The sequence below is a fragment of the Streptococcus sobrinus DSM 20742 = ATCC 33478 genome (genome assembly GCF_000686605.1).
GTDB classification, from domain to species: domain Bacteria; phylum Bacillota; class Bacilli; order Lactobacillales; family Streptococcaceae; genus Streptococcus; species Streptococcus sobrinus.
The window spans coordinates 14770-33170 of record NZ_JMLC01000006.1; the positions used below are offsets into that span (position 1 = coordinate 14770).

The following is an 18401-nucleotide window of genomic DNA, read 5'->3' on the forward strand; positions in this document are numbered from 1 at the left end:
GGCTTTTTATGTACGACTATCTCAAAGGAATTTTAACCAAAATTACAGCCAAGTATATCGTGGTCGAGGCTGGTGGCCTGGGCTATATGGTTAATGTTGCCAACCCCTACTCTTTCTCCAACCAGATGCATCAGGACATCCAGATCTATCTCCACCATGTGGTGCGAGAGGATGCCCAGCTTCTCTATGGGTTTCATAGCGAAGAGGAGAAGGCCGTTTTCCTCAATCTGATTTCTGTTTCAGGTATCGGTCCAACAACGGCCTTAGCTATCGTTGCTGTTGATGATAATGAGGGCTTGGTTGCCGCTATTGATAATAGCGACATCAAGTACCTGACTAAATTTCCTAAGATTGGCAAGAAAACTGCACAGCAGATGGTTTTGGACCTAGCTGGTAAGTTTGTGGAAGTGCCTCAAGCGGCTGGCAAGGCAAGTCCACAGGCCCAAAGTAGCAATCAAAATCTGGACGAAGCCATGGAAGCCCTCCAGGCACTGGGCTACAAGGCCAGCGAACTCAAGAAAGTCCGTGCCTTCTTTGAAGGAACCGACGAAACCGCAGAGAATTATATCAAGTCAGCCCTGAAATTGCTGATGAAATAATTAAATCCAAAGAATGGCAAGAACTGGACGAAGCTTGGAAGTTTATCATATCAAACAATATGCTTAACAGGAAGTTGACCGATTCGCGAGCATCAGGCAGACTCGCAATTCACAAGTTTTCTGGGCTTCAAACTTGCCTGATAGATGGCATTTAAGAAAGGATCTTCTATGAACCGTTGCGGTTGGGTCAAGATGACCAATCCCTTGTACATCGCTTACCATGACCAGGAATGGGGACGGCCCTTGCATGACGAACGGGCCCTTTTTGAACTGCTTTGTCTGGAGGGTTACCAAGCTGGACTTTCTTGGGAGACCATTCTTAACAAACGTCAGGCCTTCAAAAAGGCCTTTCATAACTATGACATCAGTCAAGTCGCTCAGATGAGTAATCAGGAGCTTGACAACTTGCTTGACAATCCTGACATCATTCGCCACAAGGCGAAACTCTACGCTACCCGGGCCAATGCCCAAGTTTTTCAGGCTATCCAAAAGGAATTTGGTTCTTTTGATCACTATATTTGGTCCTATGTTAACTTTACACCGCTTGTCAATAAAGTTGACAGCTATAAGGACCTACCAACTCAAACCGACCTATCTCAAGAGATAGCTAAGGACCTGAAAAAATGTGGCTGTAAATTCGTCGGCCCAACAACCACTTATTCCTTCTTAGAGGCCGCCGGCCTCATCAATGACCACGAAAACAGCTGTGACTTTAAATAAAATGGGCCTTCCAAACTGGGAGGTCCATTCATTTTCAGTTCTTTTGTATTTTCTTTTCTTGGAGGAATAATTTGCTTTCATAGGCCAGTGCAAATATTGTTGCGACTAGGAAGCCCAGCATAAAAATTCGATGAACAAGAGTAAAATAGGCAATGTAAATCAGCGTCACCAATAGATATGCTAGAATTCCGTAGTGCCATTTTTTTCTCCGGCTATCTCGAATGATTTTTTCCTTGACCACTTTGTCTTCCTTGATTAGCCTATCTAAGCTGATTTGAAAGGTTTCACTGATAGCAAGTAAATTAGCAATATTAGGGAGGTCGGCGGACTCCCAACGGGCCACGGCTGAACGTGAAACATGGAGTTTCTGAGCCAAACTATCTTGAGTCAGTCCGTGTTTTTGACGAATTTCTTTAAGAACTTGAGAGACTTTCAAGATCCTTCCTCCTTTCACAAGGTACAGAACAGCCGGGTGCCACAAAGAACTAAAAGGTCTGGTACCCCTTTTTATCCAAACTTGAAAATAAAGGGCTGAGGTGGAAAATCGGGTGAAGGTGTACCGGAGCTCCAAGCCTGATTTGTACCCAAAGATAGTCTTGGTTATAATCAGCTAAAGTCAAGACAGTCTCCCTCTCTTCCCAGAATGATGTAGGCGAGTCCAACCCCAATTTTATTTTACAGAAAACCGGGGATAAGAACAAGAGATTTTCTTGATTAAGCTTGTTATGCTTCATAACAAAATACCCCAGACCTTATTTCAAGGCTGGAGTATTATAATATTAATCTATTATTCACTGGCCAGAGCATCAATTGGATTGAGCCTGGCTGCTTTACCAGATGGTGCCAAGCTAGCAATCAAGGCAATCAGTAAACCAATAATCACAGTAGAGATGGTTGTCGCTAAAGACACTTGAATAATATCAAATTTGATGGTTGAGTAAACCAATTTATTAACTAAAAGTTGAATGGCTAGAGCGGTGATGATGGCTAAAATATTGGCGGATACGCCCAGCAGAAGACTTTCATTGACAAAGAGCCGGCGAATATCTTTGCGACGAGCCCCCATAGCCCGCAGAACACCGATTTCCTTGGTTCTTTCGGTAACGCTCATGTAAGTAGTCGCTACAATCATGAGGATACTTACTAGAAGAGAAATACCAGCAACCAAGGCCAGAACAACCCCGACGATATAGGTGATTTGTACAATAGAGTTTAGAGTTGCGCCGACACCTGTGATGCTATAGAGCACCTTTCCGTTTTTCTTCAAGGCTCGAGCATCGTTTTGCGCCTGTTTGGTATTGTTCAAATTATCAACACTAGCTGTAATGAAATTAGGTTTTAACTTAGCTCCTTGCTTAGTCGCAGCTTTTTGTAAACTATCCATAGAAACTAGATTCATCTGCTCTGTTGTCCCTGAAATAGTATATTCTTTAGTAATGGTAATAGGTTTCCCGTCGTCACCCAAGGCGGTTAGCCCGATGGTCACCTTCTTACCAACGGCCTTTTTAACATCCTTAGAAATATTTTTCTTGGCATAATCTTTTGAAACAACAATTTGGTCTCCCTTAGGCATGGCCTTATTTGAGATATTCTTCTTTACGATAGTATCATTTGTTGTCTGTAAAATACTATTTTGTACGATTTTATCTTTATAACTGATGGTAAAAGTGGGGGCGTAATAGCCATATTCTGTCTTGGTAACATGCTTAATGTTACCAATTCTATCTTTATCCTTGCCAGTCATGCCAGTGCTAGTTAGTGCATCGGTATTTTTAAGGGTAACTTGAAAAGCCTTTGGATTAGCGATTTCATCTATAAAGCTATTCATATAGCCTCTTGCACCATTACCGAGGCCCAGAAAGAACATGACAGAAAAGAGACCTATAGCCATCCCAATCGTAATGATGAGGTTTTGCTTCCAAGCATTTTTAAAGTGAGCCCAGGCCATTTTCCAACTAGCTCCCCTGGTCAAAGGTCTGGAAGATAGTTCTTCTAAGTCGTTTCCTGTTGAGAATGGATCACGTATGCGCTCATCGGCAGTTATTTGGCCATCGGTCAGGGAGACGATTCGTGTTCCTGCCTCAGCGACTTCTTGGGAGTGAGTAACTACGATAACAGTTTTGCCTGACCTAGCAATATCTTGTAAAATTTTGAGAACCTCTTTGGTATTTTGAGAATCCAAAGCACCGGTTGGTTCATCGGCGATGATAATCTCAGGATTGCTGGCCAAGGCCCGAGCAATAGCAACTCTTTGTTTTTGCCCACCAGATAATTGGGCAGGCTTTTTCTTGCGGTGCTCATAAAGGCCAACTTGTTTCAAAAGTTTTTCAGCCTGAGCCAGCTGTTCCTTATGTGATAGCTTAGTCATTTTTAGGCTAGTCAGAACATTGTCTAGCACACTGAGGTAGTTCACCAAATTGAAGGATTGAAAGATAAAACCAATGGTTTGGCGGCGATACTCATCCATGGCCTTCTCACCCTTATTTTTTTGCGGTTGTCCTTTGATAATAACATCACCAGAATAATTTCGGTCCAAGCCGCCAATAATATTCATTAGAGTGGATTTTCCTCCACCAGATTCTCCAAGGATACTAATGAAATCTCCTTGATCAAAGGAAAGATTAATCCCTTTTAAAACAGGAAATTCCTCCTTACCAAGAAAATAAGACTTATAGATATTTTTTAACTCCAATAAACTCATATGAATTCCTTTCATTTTTTGTAATATTGAAATGATACAATTTTTTGTATAGCCTGTCAAGAGTTTTCTGTTTTCAGACTTATTTTTTATATAAGGAAATGGCAATATAAGGGAAGGTTCGTTAACCAACTTAAATTTTCCAAGCATACAGTACCTAGGGATACTCGCTAGGATCGCTTAGTTAGCCCACCCTTTGGCTAATTATGTTCAGTTCCTATTATGAAGTACCTGGTCTCATATTGCGTAAAAAAGGCTGCATAGGGTCAAAATACGCTTTCTAATTTTTAGGCTCAACGGAGACTGGAACCAACCACTATGGTGACTTGGCTTGTCTCCCTTACTAAGTCAGCCCTCTTGCTGTTATTGAGCAAAATGTCTTATGTCGCATGAAAAAACAGTCACATCGGCCCCAACTCGTTTTCTAGTTTCTAGGCTCGTGAAAAATTGGTCCACTGGACCAATTTTTTGATAAAATAAGATGACTTTACGAATAGATAAGTGGGTGACCTAATGAAAGCTGAAATAATTGCAGTCGGAACGGAAATTTTAACGGGGCAAATTGTCAATACCAATGCCCAATTCCTCTCGGAAAAATTTGCCGAGTTGGGAATTGATGTCTACTTCCAGACGGCTGTTGGTGACAATGAAGAACGTCTCTTGTCAATTCTTGATCTAGCCCGCCGCAGCGATATGATTGTGCTCTGCGGTGGTCTTGGGCCAACGGATGATGACTTAACCAAACAAACCTTGGCCAAATTTCTCAATCGATCCTTGGTCTTTGATGACCAGGCCAGGGATAAATTGAATCGCTTCTTTGCGGCTCGTCCAGCTGTACTTCGGACCTCCAACAATGAGCGACAGGCCCAGATTGTTGAGGGAGCTACTCCCTTGCAGAATCGGACCGGTCTAGCAGTTGGCGCTTTGCTTGAGATAGAGGATAAGACCTATATTGTTCTGCCAGGGCCACCAAGTGAACTCAAGCCGATGGTGCAAGAGCAGCTTCTGCCTCTGATTGACCAGGATCATCAGCAGCTATATTCCCGTGTTCTGCGTTTCTTTGGTATCGGTGAGAGTCAGTTGGTCACAATTCTCGATGACTTCATCAAGAAGCAGACTGATCCGACCATTGCTCCTTACGCAAAGACGGGAGAAGTTACCCTGAGACTGTCCACCAAGTCTCAGAGTCAAGCCAAAGCTGAGCAAAAATTAGACCAACTTGAAGCAAAATTGTTGGCTGTTCAATCGCTAGAAGATCGGCCCCTATCCAGCTATTTTTATGCCTATGGAGACGATAATTCCCTAGCTCAAGTTACTTTTGACTTGCTCAAGAGTTCTGGCAAGACAATTACGGCCGCAGAAAGTCTGACAGCAGGTCTCTTCCAAGCAACCCTAGCGGACTTTTCTGGAGCTTCCAACGTCTTTAATGGGGGTTTTGTTACCTATAGTATGGAGGAAAAATCTAAGATGCTGGATATTCCTCTGGCTGACCTCCAAGCTCATGGCGTGGTTTCAGCCTTTACCGCTGAAGCTATGGCCGCTGGTGCAAGAAGCAAGACTGGTGCAGATATTGCTGTTTCCTTGACTGGGGTTGCTGGACCCGACAGCTTGGAAGGCCAACCGGCTGGAACCGTTTTTCTTGGTTTAGCTACAGCTGACAGTTTAGAAAGTCACCTGATAAAAATAAATGGCCGCTCCCGCAGTGATGTGCGTGAGATTACCGTTCTACATGCCTTTGATCAAGTGCGAAAAACTTTATTAAAGGAAAAAAATTTAGTATAATAACTAATGCACACTAAAAACTACAAAATTCCAAGGACAGAGTCGTCCTCTTGATTTTTATGAAATTAAAAAGTAAGACAGAGAATCTGAGCTGGTAGCAGTTACTTCGGCACCAGAAGGTTTTGTCCCCGGAGGCAGTCTTAGCTGTAAATTGACAAGGTCGAGGCAGCTAACTCTCTTCTTGGACTTGTAGCGAATTTAAGACGAGGAGAAAAGAATTGGCGAAAAAAACAAAAAAAACTGATGAAATCACCAAAAAATTTGGCGATGAACGTAAAAAAGCCTTAGATGATGCTCTAAAAACCATCGAAAAAGACTTTGGTAAGGGTGCCATCATGAAGCTGGGGGAAAGAGCTGACCAAAAGGTTCAAGTCATGAGTTCAGGTAGCTTGGCTCTTGACATCGCCTTGGGTGTTGGTGGCTATCCAAAGGGACGGATTATTGAAATCTACGGACCTGAAAGTTCTGGTAAGACGACAGTTGCCCTGCATGCTGTTGCACAAGCACAAAAAGAAGGTGGTGTTGCAGCCTTTATTGATGCCGAACATGCTCTAGATCCAAGTTATGCCGCGGCTCTTGGTGTTAATATTGATGAATTGCTGCTGTCTCAACCAGACTCAGGTGAGCAAGGACTGGAAATTGCCGGTAAGTTGATTGACTCTGGTGCCGTTGACCTGGTTGTAGTCGACTCTGTTGCCGCCCTGGTTCCTCGTGCCGAAATTGATGGTGATATCGGTGATAGCCACGTGGGCCTCCAAGCACGGATGATGAGCCAAGCCATGCGTAAACTTTCAGCCTCCATCAACAAGACCAAGACCATTGCCATCTTTATCAACCAATTGCGGGAAAAAGTTGGAGTTATGTTTGGTAACCCAGAAACCACTCCTGGTGGCCGTGCCCTCAAATTCTACTCATCAGTTCGTCTTGATGTCCGTGGTAATACCCAGATCAAGGGAACCGGTGACCAAAAGGATAGCAGTATTGGTAAGGAAACCAAGATTAAGGTCGTTAAGAACAAGGTAGCCCCACCATTTAAGGTAGCCCAAGTGGAAATCATGTACGGAGAAGGCATCTCCAGAACTGGTGAGCTGGTTAAGATTGCGACCGACCTTGATATTATCCAAAAAGCCGGTGCTTGGTACTCTTATAATGGTGAAAAGATTGGTCAAGGATCTGAAAATGCTAAGAAATACCTGGCGGATAATCCAGAAGTCTTTGACGCAATCGATAAGAAGGTTCGTATCAAGTATGGTCTCATTGAAGATGACCAAGCTGTAGAAGCCCAACCGGTCCAAGCAGAGGCCAAGGAAGAGCCAGAAGAGTTATCCCTTGACCTAGAGAGCATCGAAATCGAAGAGTAAGGGTTTCCTCTGTTATTAGCACCAAAAAGGAAGGCCACCTTTGGGACTTGCTTTCTTCCCAATACTATTGAAAAGAAGTCTATAACAGGCTTCTTTTTGGGGTCAAAAATAAGGAAGGTTCCTTCGGAATAGGGCGGCAAGATTAAGTTCAGATGACAGAAAACTTAACCATCACTTAAAATATTAAGAGTTTTAGTTTTTTAGTTGACAATTTCAAAAATAGGTCCCAAGACCTATGTTCTGTTTTGAGGACCTATGCTAGAATATAGGTATCATGTGATAGAAAGAGAGAAGTGACATGATTAAGATTTATACTATTTCTAGTTGTACTAGTTGCAAAAAAGCAAAAACTTGGTTGAACAGCCACCAATTACCATATAAAGAACAAAACTTAGGCAAAGAAGGTCTGACAAAGGAAGAGATTGTCAATATCCTGTCAAAGACTGAAAACGGCGTTGAAAGCATCGTTTCATCAAAGAATCGCTATGCTCGCGCTCTGGAATTTGACATTGACGAGTTAAGCCTCAGCCAGGTGGTTGATTTGATTCAAGAAAATCCCCGGATTCTTAAAAGTCCAATCCTTATTGATGATAAGCGTCTGCAGGTGGGTTATAAGGAAGACGATATCCGGGCCTTCCTTCCGCGTTCCATTCGTGAAGTTGAAAATAACCAAGCACGGATGCGGGCTGTCTTGTAAGCCCCTAGGTGACTGACAGCTTGATGGATTACCGACTGGAGCTCCTTCTAATGGATGGAACTCGGCTGTCGGGGGACCTATTATCTTTATAAAAAAGTAAAAAGAAGGGTGAATGCCCTTTTTTTAATCTTAAAATAAGCTATAATATCCCTAAGAATAAAAAACAGCCCCGAGCCCTGCTAGAAGTGAGTTCGGAGTTTCGGGGTAAATAGATGATTAAGGAACAATCATGAAAAGAAAAATTTATACGCTTATGCTAGCCTCCCTCCTACTTCTCAGCTTGGCTGCCTGCTCGAATACTAGCCGTCCTAGCTCAAACTCTAAATCTGACTCAACCAGTCAAAGCAGCAAGAAGGAGTCTTCGCATGAGGTCAAGGGCGTCTCTGGTAAGAAGACCATGCAGTATACGACCTTGGATGATGGCGTGACAGTGACTGTTAAGCAAACCATTGATTACGATGGCGATAAATACAAATCCATCAAACTCAATATTGATGAACCCCTTTCTGAGGATGTCAAAAAGGCAGCTGAGGGTTTGGATTTTAATGAGGTCACAAAAACTCTCCTCGAAGAGTGGGAGAAAGATAGCTTCATCCAAGATTTAAAAAATACCCCAGGGGTAACGGTTAATCTTGATTTGTCACAAGACTATCACCTCAAAGTGGACGTGAACTTTGATATGACCAAAGCAGATGTTGACAAATTATCGCAAAAGAGTGGCCTAGGAATCAACTTTACAGCTGTTAAGAATAATACACCACTGGAATATATTTTGAAACTGGCCCAATCTGGTGCTAAAAAAGCTGATAATTAAGTTTTTGAGAATTCAAAAACTTCTAGTGATGTTCAATCAAAAAGATGATTGAAGAAGTTGCCCTTGAGTAGGACTTTAGGGTGACTTTTCATTGAAAAGATAAGGGAAATAAGGTATAATAGCACAAATTGCTCATAATAGAAAGAGGGTGCAAGCATGGGATTTACAGATGAAACAGTCCGTTTCAATCTTGATGATGGAAGTAAACAAGAAATTAGTGATACCTTGACAGCCGTGTACCGTTCATTGAATGATAAAGGATATAATCCAATCAATCAGATTGTTGGTTATGTTTTGAGTGGGGACCCTGCCTATGTTCCCCGCTATAACGATGCCCGCAATAAAATCCGTAAATATGAACGTGATGAAATTGTTGAGGAATTAGTTCGTTTTTACCTCAAAGGAAATGGAATTGACGTTTAATGAGACTGATGGGACTAGATGTTGGGTCTAAAACGGTCGGTGTTGCTATCAGCGACCCTCTTGGTTTTACGGCCCAGGGCTTAGAAATTATTCCGATTAACGAGGCCAAAGAAGAGTTTGGTTTTGAGCGTTTGGGAGAGTTGGTCAAGCACTATAAGGTCGAGAAGTTTGTTGTTGGCCTGCCAAAGAATATGAATAATACCAGCGGTCCACGTGTTGAAGCCAGTCAGGCTTATGGAGAAAAGATTGCTGATTTATTCGGGATTCCGGTGGATTATCAGGATGAACGACTAACAACTGTACAGGCCGAGCGAATGCTGGTTGAGCAAGCAGATATCAGTCGAGGCAAACGCAAAAAAGTTATTGATAAATTAGCGGCCCAGCTGATTTTACAAAATTATTTAGATCGTATGTTTTAGAGGAGAGAAGAGATATGGCACACGAACACAATCACGACCATGAGGTAATTACTCTGGTTGATGAGCAAGGAAATGAGACCCTGTTTGAGATTCTTTTGACTATTGATGGCCGGGAAGAATTTGGTAAAAACTATGTTCTCTTGGTACCAGCTGGTGCACAAGAAGATGATAACGGCGAAATTGAAATCCAGGCCTATTCATTTACAGAAAATGAAGACGGTACAGAAGGCGACTTGCAACCAATCCCAGAAGATTCAGATGCTGAATGGGACATGATTGAAGAAGTCTTCAACAGCTTCCTTGATGAAGAATAAGCTAAATACTATTGATAGAGCTCCTTCCGCAGGGGCTCTGTTTTTATAGCTGGATGACTCTGTCGCATCGCAATCAATTGTAACAAAGTGTTTAATAGTAAAATCTTTGCTCAGCTTTTTCTTTTCCACCCAGACTATTTACGGATAAATAGGTGGAGGGCAAATTTATGCGGGAAAGAGATTTGACACTGATAGAGCAAAAATTTTTGGCAGCTTATCGTCAGCGAAAACTTCATCGTTTTAGAGATATTTTAGCCTATGTTCATATCCTTAGAAAATTGACTAAAGACTAAATTCTGATATACTAGAAGGGATTATTTAGACAACCAAAACCGTTGAAATGATTTTCTCAATAGCTTTTTACCAAGGAGAAACCATAGTGGCTAACAAACAAGAAGAGCATATAACCTATAGTCGTCGTCAAGCTGATGAAGTAAAGTCAGCTAATAGCCGACCAACTAAGGCCAAAGCAAGAACCTCTTATAGCATAGCGGTTGCTAGCAATCATCGCTTTTACATATTTTTATTTAGTCTAGTAATGGGCTTAACCTCAGTTGCCAATCCCTTGCTTACTGACTTTGCTAATCCAACCCAGATGGTTCATCTCTATACGGGTCAGATGATGAGTCATGGGCATCTTCCCTATCTGGATACTTTTGCGACAGGTGGCTTTCTTTTCTATGCTCTGATTGCTCTTAGTTACTTTTTGGGTTCTAGTCTTTGGCTAATGGTGGTAGAATTCCTAGCCTTCTACATGTCGGGAATTTATTTCTATAAAATTATTAGCTTCCTGACTAGTAAAACAGATATGGGGATGACCTTCACGGCCATCTTCTACCTCTTGAATCTGGCGCTAGGTTTCGGTGGGCTCTACCCTATTCAATGGGCTTTTCCTTTTATCCTCAATGCCCTGTGGTTTTTGACCAAGTATTTTGCGGGTCATATTAACGATGAGGCCTTTATAATTTACGGTTTCTTTGGGACCTTGGCGGCCCTGATTGATCCTCGCAGTCTGATTTTCTGGGGACTCTCCTTTATTATCATCGGGATTTATAATTTTCTCCAACGTCACTTTGCGCGTGGTTTCTATCAACTGCTCTGTATGATTTTTGGAGCCATTCTCGTTTACTATACGGTAGGTTTCTTTGTTCTCAATATGGGGAACCTGTCAGACTATGTCACCCAAGCTCTCTTTTACAACTTCAAAGTGTTTGCGGTCGGAAGCGACTCCCTACTCATTACCCTGCCCTACCAAATCCTTGTCTTGGCTGGTTCTGGTCTTCTCTTAGGATTGTTTGGTTTCTTCGGTCATCTAGGACGGGTGTTGGAATTCAAGACTGTTAAGTGGCTGTCTTTCTTCACGCTAATTTTTAGCCTGATTATAGGGATTTTTTCACAGTCCTACTTTGTCTTTTCCTTACTTCTAGCTCTGCCCTTTGGCTTAATTTTAACAGCCCTAGTAATCAATGATAGGATTAATGAAGGCGCTGATGGGAATCAAAAGGAAACAGGAGGAACACACCGTCGGAAACGGACAACCCACGAGTCACAAGGGGGCTACTGGGCAACCTTTGCCAAGGGACATTTTCAACTTCCTGTTTTGGTGATGATTGTGGGAATCGCAACTCCGATTGTTCTCGGTGTATTGTCTGTAAATACCAATCGTGAGCGAAAAAATATCTCCAACTACTTAAAGGCGAATACGAGTGATAGTTCAATTATTTATGTCTGGGATAAGTCGTCAAAAATTTATCTAGATACTGGTTTACAGTCAACCTCGCAATTTCCCAATCCAGTGGTGAACACTAGTACCAAAACCAACAGCCAAAAACGCAATGACGATGTTCTGCAAGCCAAGGCTAGGTATGTTGTTGTTAATAAGTCTGAAAAAATTCCAAGTGAAGTTTCTAGCTTCTTGAAATCGAATTATAAGAAAATTTCTCTAGATAATAGCGACCATTTCACCCTTTATCAGAAGAAGTAATTTCATTCATAAAATCAATATGTTGTGGTTATCAAAAAATATAGCCACAACATATTGATTTTTTTTACCCTTGTGTTATAATGGTCTCCGAGGTGGAAAGAATGATTACACTAGAAAAAGAATTTATCGTAACCGATCCTGAAATTACTGTTATTAAGCGTGATGGCCGTCGCCTTCCTTTTGATAGCGACAAGATTTATCAAGCTCTGATTAAGGCCAGCCAAAATGTCTCTAATATGTCTCCCCTGATGGAAGCCAAATTAAAAGGCATTTGTGACCGAATCGTCGCTGAAATCGCCAATCGCTTTATGGCAGATATCAAGATTTACGAAATTCAGAGCATTGTTGAGCATGAACTGCTCAACGCCAACGAGTACGCTATTGCCCAAGAGTACATCAACTACCGTACGCAAAGGGATTTTGCTCGTTCGCAAGCGACAGACATCAACTTTACCATTGATAAGTTGATTAACAAGGACCAAACCGTTGTCAATGAAAATGCCAATAAGGACAGCGATGTCTTTAATACGCAAAGGGACTTGACAGCTGGTATCGTTGGCAAGTCCATCGGTCTGAAAATGTTGCCGCCTCATGTCGCTAATGCTCATCAAAAGGGGGATATCCACTTCCACGATTTGGATTACAGCCCTTACACGCCAATGACCAACTGTTGCTTGATTGACTTCAAGGGTATGTTGGCCAATGGCTTTAAGATTGGCAATGCTGAGGTTGAAAGTCCCAAGTCTATTCAGACAGCGACTGCCCAGATTTCTCAAATTATTGCCAATGTAGCTTCCAGCCAATATGGTGGCTGTACAGCTGACCGGATTGATGAATTCTTGGCTCCTTATGCGGAGCTCAATTACCAAAAGCATCTCAAAGATGCCAAGGAATGGGTAGCTGAGGACAAGCAAGAGGATTATGCTCGGTCTAAGACCAAGAAGGACATCTACGATGCCATGCAAAGTCTAGAATACGAGATCAATACCCTCTTTACCTCAAACGGTCAAACCCCATTTACTTCCCTAGGTTTTGGATTAGGAACTTCCTGGTTTGAACGGGAAATTCAAAGGGCCATCTTGCAAATTCGCATCAAGGGTCTGGGTAGCGAACATCGGACAGCTATTTTCCCTAAGTTGATTTTCACCCTCAAGCGGGGACTTAACCTAGAACCAGGGGCACCTAACTACGATATTAAGCAGCTGGCTTTGGAATGTGCCACCAAACGCATGTATCCAGATGTTCTCTCCTATGATAAAATCATTGATTTGACAGGTTCTTTCAAGGCTCCTATGGGTTGTCGCTCTTTCCTTCAAGGTTGGAAGGATGAAATTGGCCAAGAAATCAATTCTGGCCGGATGAACCTGGGAGTCGTTACCGTGAACCTGCCAAGAATCGCCTTGGAATCCCAAGGAAATATGGATAAGTTTTGGGATATTTTTGCAGAACGGATGCAAATTGCCAAGGATGCCTTAGTTTACCGCGTGGGTCGGGTTAAAGAGGCCAGCCCAGCCAATGCTCCAATTCTCTATCAATATGGAGCCTTCGGTAAGCGGCTCAGTAAGACTGGCAATGTTGACGACCTCTTTAAAAATCGCCGGGCGACCGTTTCTCTGGGCTATATTGGCCTTTACGAAGTGGCGACTGTCTTTTACGGTGGTGAGTGGGAAGGTAATCCAGAGGCCAAGGAATTTACCAAGGATATCATTCGTCAAATGAAGAAATTGGTTGAAGCTTGGTCAGATGAATATGATTACCATTTTTCTATCTATTCAACACCATCAGAAAGCTTGACCGACCGCTTCTGTCGTCTGGATACTGAAAAATTTGGTAAGGTCAAGGACGTTACCGATAAGGAATACTATACTAATTCCTTCCACTATGATGTCCGCAAGAACCCAACGCCATTTGAAAAGCTAGATTTTGAAAAAGACTATCCAGAATTGGGTGCATCAGGAGGCTTCATTCACTATTGTGAATATCCAGTTCTGCAGCAAAATCCTAAGGCGTTGGAGGCTGTATGGGACTATGCCTATGACCGTGTTGGTTACCTAGGCACCAATACCCCAATTGATAAATGTTATGAGTGTGGTTTTGAAGGGGACTTTACCCCAACAGAACGTGGCTTCATGTGTCCAAATTGTGGCAACACCGATCCTAAGACCGTAGATGTCGTTAAACGGACCTGTGGCTACCTCGGTAATCCTCAAGCACGTCCAATGGTTAATGGTCGTCACAAGGAAATTTCCGCTCGTGTGAAACACATGAATGGCTCAACCATTAATAACCCAGGACAGCACGAGGCCTAAGATAAATAAGCAATAAATAGAAAGCCGTCAAACGACTCGAAGGCTAAAAATGCAGTAGATTTTTTAACCCGTGCTTGGAAATGGGAAGCGAGGTTAGTCGGAACTATTTCGATTAAACTGCTTTTTCCACCGAGTCGTTGACGTGTTCAAGAAAAAGGAGCAAGGATGGCAGGAGATAAGAATTTTACCAGCGATACAGTTCTTTTCAAGCTAGATGAGGATGCCAAAACCTTGAAGGATGACCTGATGACGGTTTCCCGCTCACTTAATGAGATTGGCTATGATGCTGTCAATCAGATTGTCGGTTACATTCTCAGTGGCGATCCCGCCTATATTCCTCGTCATAATAATGCCCGCAATAATATTCGTCGTCATCATCCCGATGAAATTGTTGACGAATTGGTGCGTTACTATCTGCAAGAGAAATCATTGATTTCAAAATAAGGAAGGACGAGGCGTCTAGATATGGGAAAGTTTCAGCTAGACTATAAGGGGCAGGCTCAGGTGGAGCGTTATCATGAGAAGAACTCCAAAGGTAGCCAGACCAGCCGCAAGGCTCGAGTTCAGGCCCTCTTGAAGCAGGCTCAAAAAGAAAAGAAATAGATGGCTAAAGAGTTGGGTCCGCCCAGCTCTTTCCTATTAATACCCTTTGTAAATCAAAAGATCGTATCGTTAACTCACTTGGCCCTACATCAGTACTGTCTGCAGTTCGTTGACTCGGGAACTTTTGATTTTCATTGACTATAAGATGGAAAAGAGAGCTTATGGAGTTGCGACGGCCTAGGCTGGCTGACAAGGCAGCAGTTTTAGATTTAATGGCAGAATTTGAGCGAGAAGATTCATCCCATGCTGGTGGTTTTTGGGACAGTCAGAACTTTGATTACAAGGCTTGGCTGGAGCAAAACCAAGCGACCGAGCTAAGCTTGAACTTAGCAGACAACTGGGTTCCAGCCATACAATTTCTGGCATTTGCTGATAACGGTCAGGCCTTGGGCTTCCTCAGCCTTCGTTTACGCCTCAACCCTGCCTTGTCCAAGGTAGGTGGTCATATTGGCTACTCAGTCAGACCTAGCCAAAGGGGAAAGGGTTATGCTAAAGAGATGTTGTCAAGAGCTTTACAGGTCTGTCAAGCTAAAAATATCAAGCAAGCCCTAGTGACCTGCCATAGTAATAACCCAGCCAGTCGAGCAGTTATTCTCGCTAATGGTGGTGTTCTTGACACGATAGTTGATGGCGTGGAACGCTATTGGATAGAAGTAGGAGAAAAGAGAGATGAATAATCCAAAACCACAGGAATGGAAGGCAGAGGAACTGAGTCAGGGTCGAATTATTGACTACAAGGCTTTCAACTTTGTTGATGGCGAAGGGGTCAGAAATTCCCTCTATGTCAGTGGCTGCATGTTTCATTGTGAAGGGTGCTATAATGCGGCAACTTGGTCTTTTAGGGCAGGAATTCCTTACACCCAAGAACTTGAAGAACAAATTATAACTGATTTGGCTCAGCCTTACGTGCAAGGGTTGACCCTATTGGGAGGCGAGCCCTTCCTTAACACAGGCATTTTGTTGCCATTAGTTAAACGGATTCGCAAGGAATTACCAGAAAAGGACATCTGGTCTTGGACAGGCTACACCTGGGAAGAGCTGATGCTGGAAACGCCAGACAAGTTGGAATTATTGAATCTTGTTGACATCTTAGTGGATGGCCGTTTCGACATCAAGAAGAAGAATTTGATGCTTCAGTTCCGTGGCTCATCCAATCAACGAATTATTGATGTCAAAAAATCCCTGGACCAAGGCCAGGTTGTCATTTGGGAAAAGCTCAATGATGGTCAGACCAGTTTCGAGCAGGTCAGTCGCAATAATCTCATATAGGGGCTTTCTAGGAATTCCGAAAGCGATCGAAAAGATTTGAACTATTCAAAAAGAAAAGCGTAAAACTTTTGACAGTTTTATGCTTTTTATATAGGTATTAGGTATATCCATTAACATTCATACGCTTTAGAAATTATAAATCTAGGAAGGAGAAAGTCGGCCATTCGTAGCAACCTCCAGTGATTCTAAAAAGTGATGTAGTACAGAGGAAACGGCCTTGATGGGGCCATAAGGAAGGCCTAGATAGACCGCGTGGACTACTCAAGCAAATTGAGTTTCTCTAAAAATTATAGATTTTCTTTGCCCGTCAGGGTGTCAGGATATTTAATTTTCAAAGTATATTATACAGTTTTTACAAAGACTAAACGCTTATCGTTTGATAGGTCGGAGCGATAAGAAAAGCCAGCGAATTCCAATTCTTTTAGAGCCGGGATAGTAGCAATCTTTTGCTTGATAATCTGATTCAAGAGCTGACCGCGTCCTTTTTTAGAGATGGTGGAATGGGTATTGAGCTTGCCTTCCTTTTTTTCTTGAAAAACTAGTCTGATAAGAGACCTAGCTAATTTAGGTGAGAAAACTGATTCAAATTCACTAGACAAAAGGGAGATGATGGGCTCGTTCTCAGGAATTGACTGAATGAAATCATCATAAGCTGGCCGCCAGTAATTTTTCAGAGACTGACCGTCAACCATAACTTTACAGTTGAAATCGAGACGATGTTCGGCAATGCCATCCAAAGCATTGATAATCCCGTAAAAAGCAGAGGTAATAAAGACATGTTCTCTTGTAAACTTCTTATCAAGATCGGTCAAGTTTCTGTCAATCTGACGATACATAAGACCGTTGAAAAGTGTTAAAGCCGAGTAACTAAGGACTTGCCTTTCCTGTAAAGACCTTAGCCGATTGGCTTCTTTTTTAGCAGCCTCCGGCTTGATTGCATAAATTCTCTCGAGTTCAGCCAGACTGGCTTGGGCTAAGACCTCTAAGATAGCCTGACTTTTGGCGGTGAGATCCAGGTAGTTGCCTTGCTCTCTGACCTGCATTTCTTTTGCTGTAGGAATTAAAAATTTCATAATATTACCGATAAATAGATATCTCGTTGAAGGAAGATAGGCTCACAGACCGGTCAGTGCCAGCTTTTAGGAAATTGACAAGAAGACCATACCGATAGCAAAGACCAGATAGGCAACGAGGGCAGTAATTTTTAGACTGACAGGAATTCCAGAACGGTAGCGTTTCATTGGAAGGAAAAGGGCCGTAAGACCACCACCAAGGAGCCCACCAAGATGGCCCACAATGCTGATACTAGGATGGCCAGATAGGAGGTCCATCAGGTTAAAGGCCAGATTTAGTGCAATAAGGATTAAGAATTGCCGACCGACTTGCTTGAGGACAGCATTATTACCAATATAACCAACAATGACAACCGCTGCAAAGAGTCCGAAGAGGGAGGTTGATGCTCCTGCCGAAACCACAGTCGGTGTGAAGAAGAGGGTGGCAGCATTCCCCATCAGCCCAGCAAGGAGATAGAGGAGGAGAAATTTTCCTGCCCCCCAGAGATCCTCGGCAATACGACCTACGAAATAGAGGGTAACCCCATTAAAAATTAGATGCTCCCAACCGATATGAACAAAAATGGGGGAAACTAGTCGCCAGATTTGACTGTGATCATATTGGATCGCTCGCCCAAACATCCCCCCAAAATGATAGATGGCAAGCGAGCTTGTGGCCTGGCCGAAGTAAACAAGCTGTAGAGCCAGGAAAACTACCAGAGTAAGAGCAAGCAAGACATAGGTCGCCGGATATTTTTTAAAATCTTTGAGCATAGGTGAAGACCTTTCTTACAGGGATATCATGAGAGTCAGCTTGGAAATCAATTTCTTGACAGGGATAGATGGTGCTAATCGTCTCACCTTGAAAATCTTCCAAGTAACGGTCGTAAAAACCGGCCCCAAAGCCGATCCGGAAGCCTTCGTTATTGAAGGCTAGTCCTGGGACGTGGATGAGATCAATCTTATCCTTGTTAAAGGCCTGGTCACTTTTTGGCTCCCAGATACCAAATTTGGTCATTTCTAGTTCATCTGGAATGTATTCCGTAAAAATCATCTGACTTTTAGGGTAAGTTTTTGGCACTAAAACGACTTTTCCGTCTTTCTTAGTTTGGTTAATTAGAGCCTGGGTATTGTATTCAAAATCAAAAGCCAGATAAGTCGCCAGAGTTTGAGCCTCTCGGTACTCTGGACTAGTCAAAACTTGCTCCAGTAAAGACTTGTCAATCTCAGCTTTACGCTCCTTGTCTTGAGCCTTTAACTGTCTTAAAATTGTTTGCCGAATTTCTTTTTTTAACATGCCCTTATCTTACCATTTTTCCTGTGAATTGACAGATTTAACCAAAAAAATCCGCTCCTT

General features: G+C 42.7%; 21 protein-coding genes. 15 read left to right on the forward strand and 6 right to left on the reverse strand.

The genetic code is table 11. From position 1 onward, the window contains the following. Positions 1-8 precede the first annotated feature (8 nt). Both ruvA and BS63_RS0103960 read left to right on the forward strand, forming a co-directional pair. Positions 9-599 carry a Holliday junction branch migration protein RuvA gene (ruvA, locus tag BS63_RS0103955; RefSeq protein ID WP_002960563.1) on the forward strand — a complete coding sequence of 197 codons (591 nt, stop codon included), beginning with the start codon at positions 9-11 and terminating at the stop codon, positions 597-599. Between the two features lie 168 nt (positions 600-767). After that, positions 768-1319, forward strand: a complete 552-nt coding sequence (locus tag BS63_RS0103960; protein ID WP_002960562.1) for a DNA-3-methyladenine glycosylase I — start codon at positions 768-770, stop codon at positions 1317-1319. A gap of 34 nt (positions 1320-1353) precedes the next feature. On the opposite strand, the gene BS63_RS0103965 is transcribed toward BS63_RS0103960, so the two are convergent. Genes BS63_RS0103965 through BS63_RS0103975 form a run of 3 tightly spaced genes read right to left on the reverse strand, consistent with a single transcriptional unit; the run spans position 1354 to position 4020 of the window. Beyond that, positions 1354-1755 (reverse strand): helix-turn-helix domain-containing protein, encoded by a 402-nt coding sequence (locus BS63_RS0103965; protein WP_002960561.1) that lies wholly within the window; start codon positions 1753-1755, stop codon positions 1354-1356. Positions 1756-1804: 49 nt separating this feature from the next. Continuing rightward, positions 1805-2053 carry a hypothetical protein gene (locus tag BS63_RS1000000111730; protein ID WP_002960560.1) on the reverse strand — a complete coding sequence of 83 codons (249 nt, stop codon included), beginning with the start codon at positions 2051-2053 and terminating at the stop codon, positions 1805-1807. Between the two features lie 53 nt (positions 2054-2106). Beyond that, the gene (locus BS63_RS0103975; protein WP_019775059.1) at positions 2107-4020 is read right to left on the reverse strand and encodes an ABC transporter ATP-binding protein/permease; all 1914 of its coding nucleotides are present in this window, start codon (positions 4018-4020) and stop codon (positions 2107-2109) included. 510 nt (positions 4021-4530) lie between these two features. Here BS63_RS0103975 and BS63_RS0103980 point away from each other — a divergent pair. From BS63_RS0103980 to nrdG, 13 genes are all read left to right on the forward strand, one after another. Then, a complete protein-coding gene (locus BS63_RS0103980; protein WP_019786779.1) occupies positions 4531-5799 on the forward strand; it encodes a competence/damage-inducible protein A in 1269 nt (422 codons plus the stop codon). 218 nt (positions 5800-6017) lie between these two features. Further along, positions 6018-7160, forward strand: coding sequence for a recombinase RecA (recA, locus tag BS63_RS0103985; protein ID WP_002960557.1), 1143 nt, complete (start codon positions 6018-6020; stop codon positions 7158-7160). A gap of 298 nt (positions 7161-7458) precedes the next feature. Then, entirely contained in the window at positions 7459-7857 is a 399-nt protein-coding gene (gene spx, locus BS63_RS0103990) for a transcriptional regulator Spx (RefSeq protein WP_002960556.1), read from the forward strand. 253 nt (positions 7858-8110) lie between these two features. Continuing rightward, a complete protein-coding gene (locus BS63_RS1000000112265) occupies positions 8111-8671 on the forward strand; it encodes an SP0191 family lipoprotein (protein WP_002960555.1) in 561 nt (186 codons plus the stop codon). Positions 8672-8827: 156 nt separating this feature from the next. Continuing rightward, on the forward strand, positions 8828-9094 hold the full coding sequence (locus tag BS63_RS0104005; protein ID WP_002960554.1) for an IreB family regulatory phosphoprotein: 267 nt from the start codon (positions 8828-8830) through the stop codon (positions 9092-9094). Further along, positions 9094-9513, forward strand: coding sequence for a Holliday junction resolvase RuvX (ruvX, locus tag BS63_RS0104010; RefSeq protein ID WP_002960550.1), 420 nt, complete (start codon positions 9094-9096; stop codon positions 9511-9513). Before BS63_RS0104005 ends, ruvX begins: the two co-directional genes overlap by 1 nt. 14 nt (positions 9514-9527) lie before the next feature. Further along, positions 9528-9827 (forward strand): DUF1292 domain-containing protein, encoded by a 300-nt coding sequence (locus BS63_RS0104015; protein ID WP_002960548.1) that lies wholly within the window; start codon positions 9528-9530, stop codon positions 9825-9827. Positions 9828-10167: 340 nt separating this feature from the next. Continuing rightward, a complete protein-coding gene (locus BS63_RS0104025) occupies positions 10168-11811 on the forward strand; it encodes a membrane protein (protein ID WP_019795387.1) in 1644 nt (547 codons plus the stop codon). A 101-nt stretch (positions 11812-11912) separates the two neighbouring features. Then, entirely contained in the window at positions 11913-14120 is a 2208-nt protein-coding gene (nrdD, locus tag BS63_RS0104030; protein ID WP_019785244.1) for an anaerobic ribonucleoside-triphosphate reductase, read from the forward strand. Between the two features lie 165 nt (positions 14121-14285). After that, positions 14286-14564 carry an IreB family regulatory phosphoprotein gene (locus BS63_RS0104035; RefSeq protein WP_002960539.1) on the forward strand — a complete coding sequence of 93 codons (279 nt, stop codon included), beginning with the start codon at positions 14286-14288 and terminating at the stop codon, positions 14562-14564. 21 nt (positions 14565-14585) lie between these two features. Further along, entirely contained in the window at positions 14586-14723 is a 138-nt protein-coding gene (locus BS63_RS1000000112120; protein WP_002960534.1) for a hypothetical protein, read from the forward strand. Positions 14724-14884: 161 nt separating this feature from the next. After that, on the forward strand, positions 14885-15400 hold the full coding sequence (locus BS63_RS0104045; protein WP_002960526.1) for a GNAT family N-acetyltransferase: 516 nt from the start codon (positions 14885-14887) through the stop codon (positions 15398-15400). Further along, a complete protein-coding gene (nrdG, locus tag BS63_RS0104050; RefSeq protein WP_002960525.1) occupies positions 15393-15992 on the forward strand; it encodes an anaerobic ribonucleoside-triphosphate reductase activating protein in 600 nt (199 codons plus the stop codon). The genes BS63_RS0104045 and nrdG overlap by 8 nt, the downstream gene beginning before the upstream one ends. Before the next feature lie 341 nt (positions 15993-16333). Here nrdG and yaaA read toward each other — a convergent pair whose 3' ends face one another. The 3 genes from yaaA to BS63_RS0104065 form a co-directional block, all read right to left on the reverse strand. Beyond that, on the reverse strand, positions 16334-17065 hold the full coding sequence (yaaA, locus tag BS63_RS0104055) for a peroxide stress protein YaaA (RefSeq protein WP_002960522.1): 732 nt from the start codon (positions 17063-17065) through the stop codon (positions 16334-16336). Between the two features lie 66 nt (positions 17066-17131). Continuing rightward, positions 17132-17818 carry a rhomboid family intramembrane serine protease gene (locus BS63_RS0104060; RefSeq protein ID WP_002960520.1) on the reverse strand — a complete coding sequence of 229 codons (687 nt, stop codon included), beginning with the start codon at positions 17816-17818 and terminating at the stop codon, positions 17132-17134. Continuing rightward, positions 17802-18341 (reverse strand): 5-formyltetrahydrofolate cyclo-ligase, encoded by a 540-nt coding sequence (locus BS63_RS0104065; RefSeq protein ID WP_002960518.1) that lies wholly within the window; start codon positions 18339-18341, stop codon positions 17802-17804. The genes BS63_RS0104060 and BS63_RS0104065 overlap by 17 nt, the downstream gene beginning before the upstream one ends. Between the last annotated feature and the right edge of the window lie 60 nt (positions 18342-18401).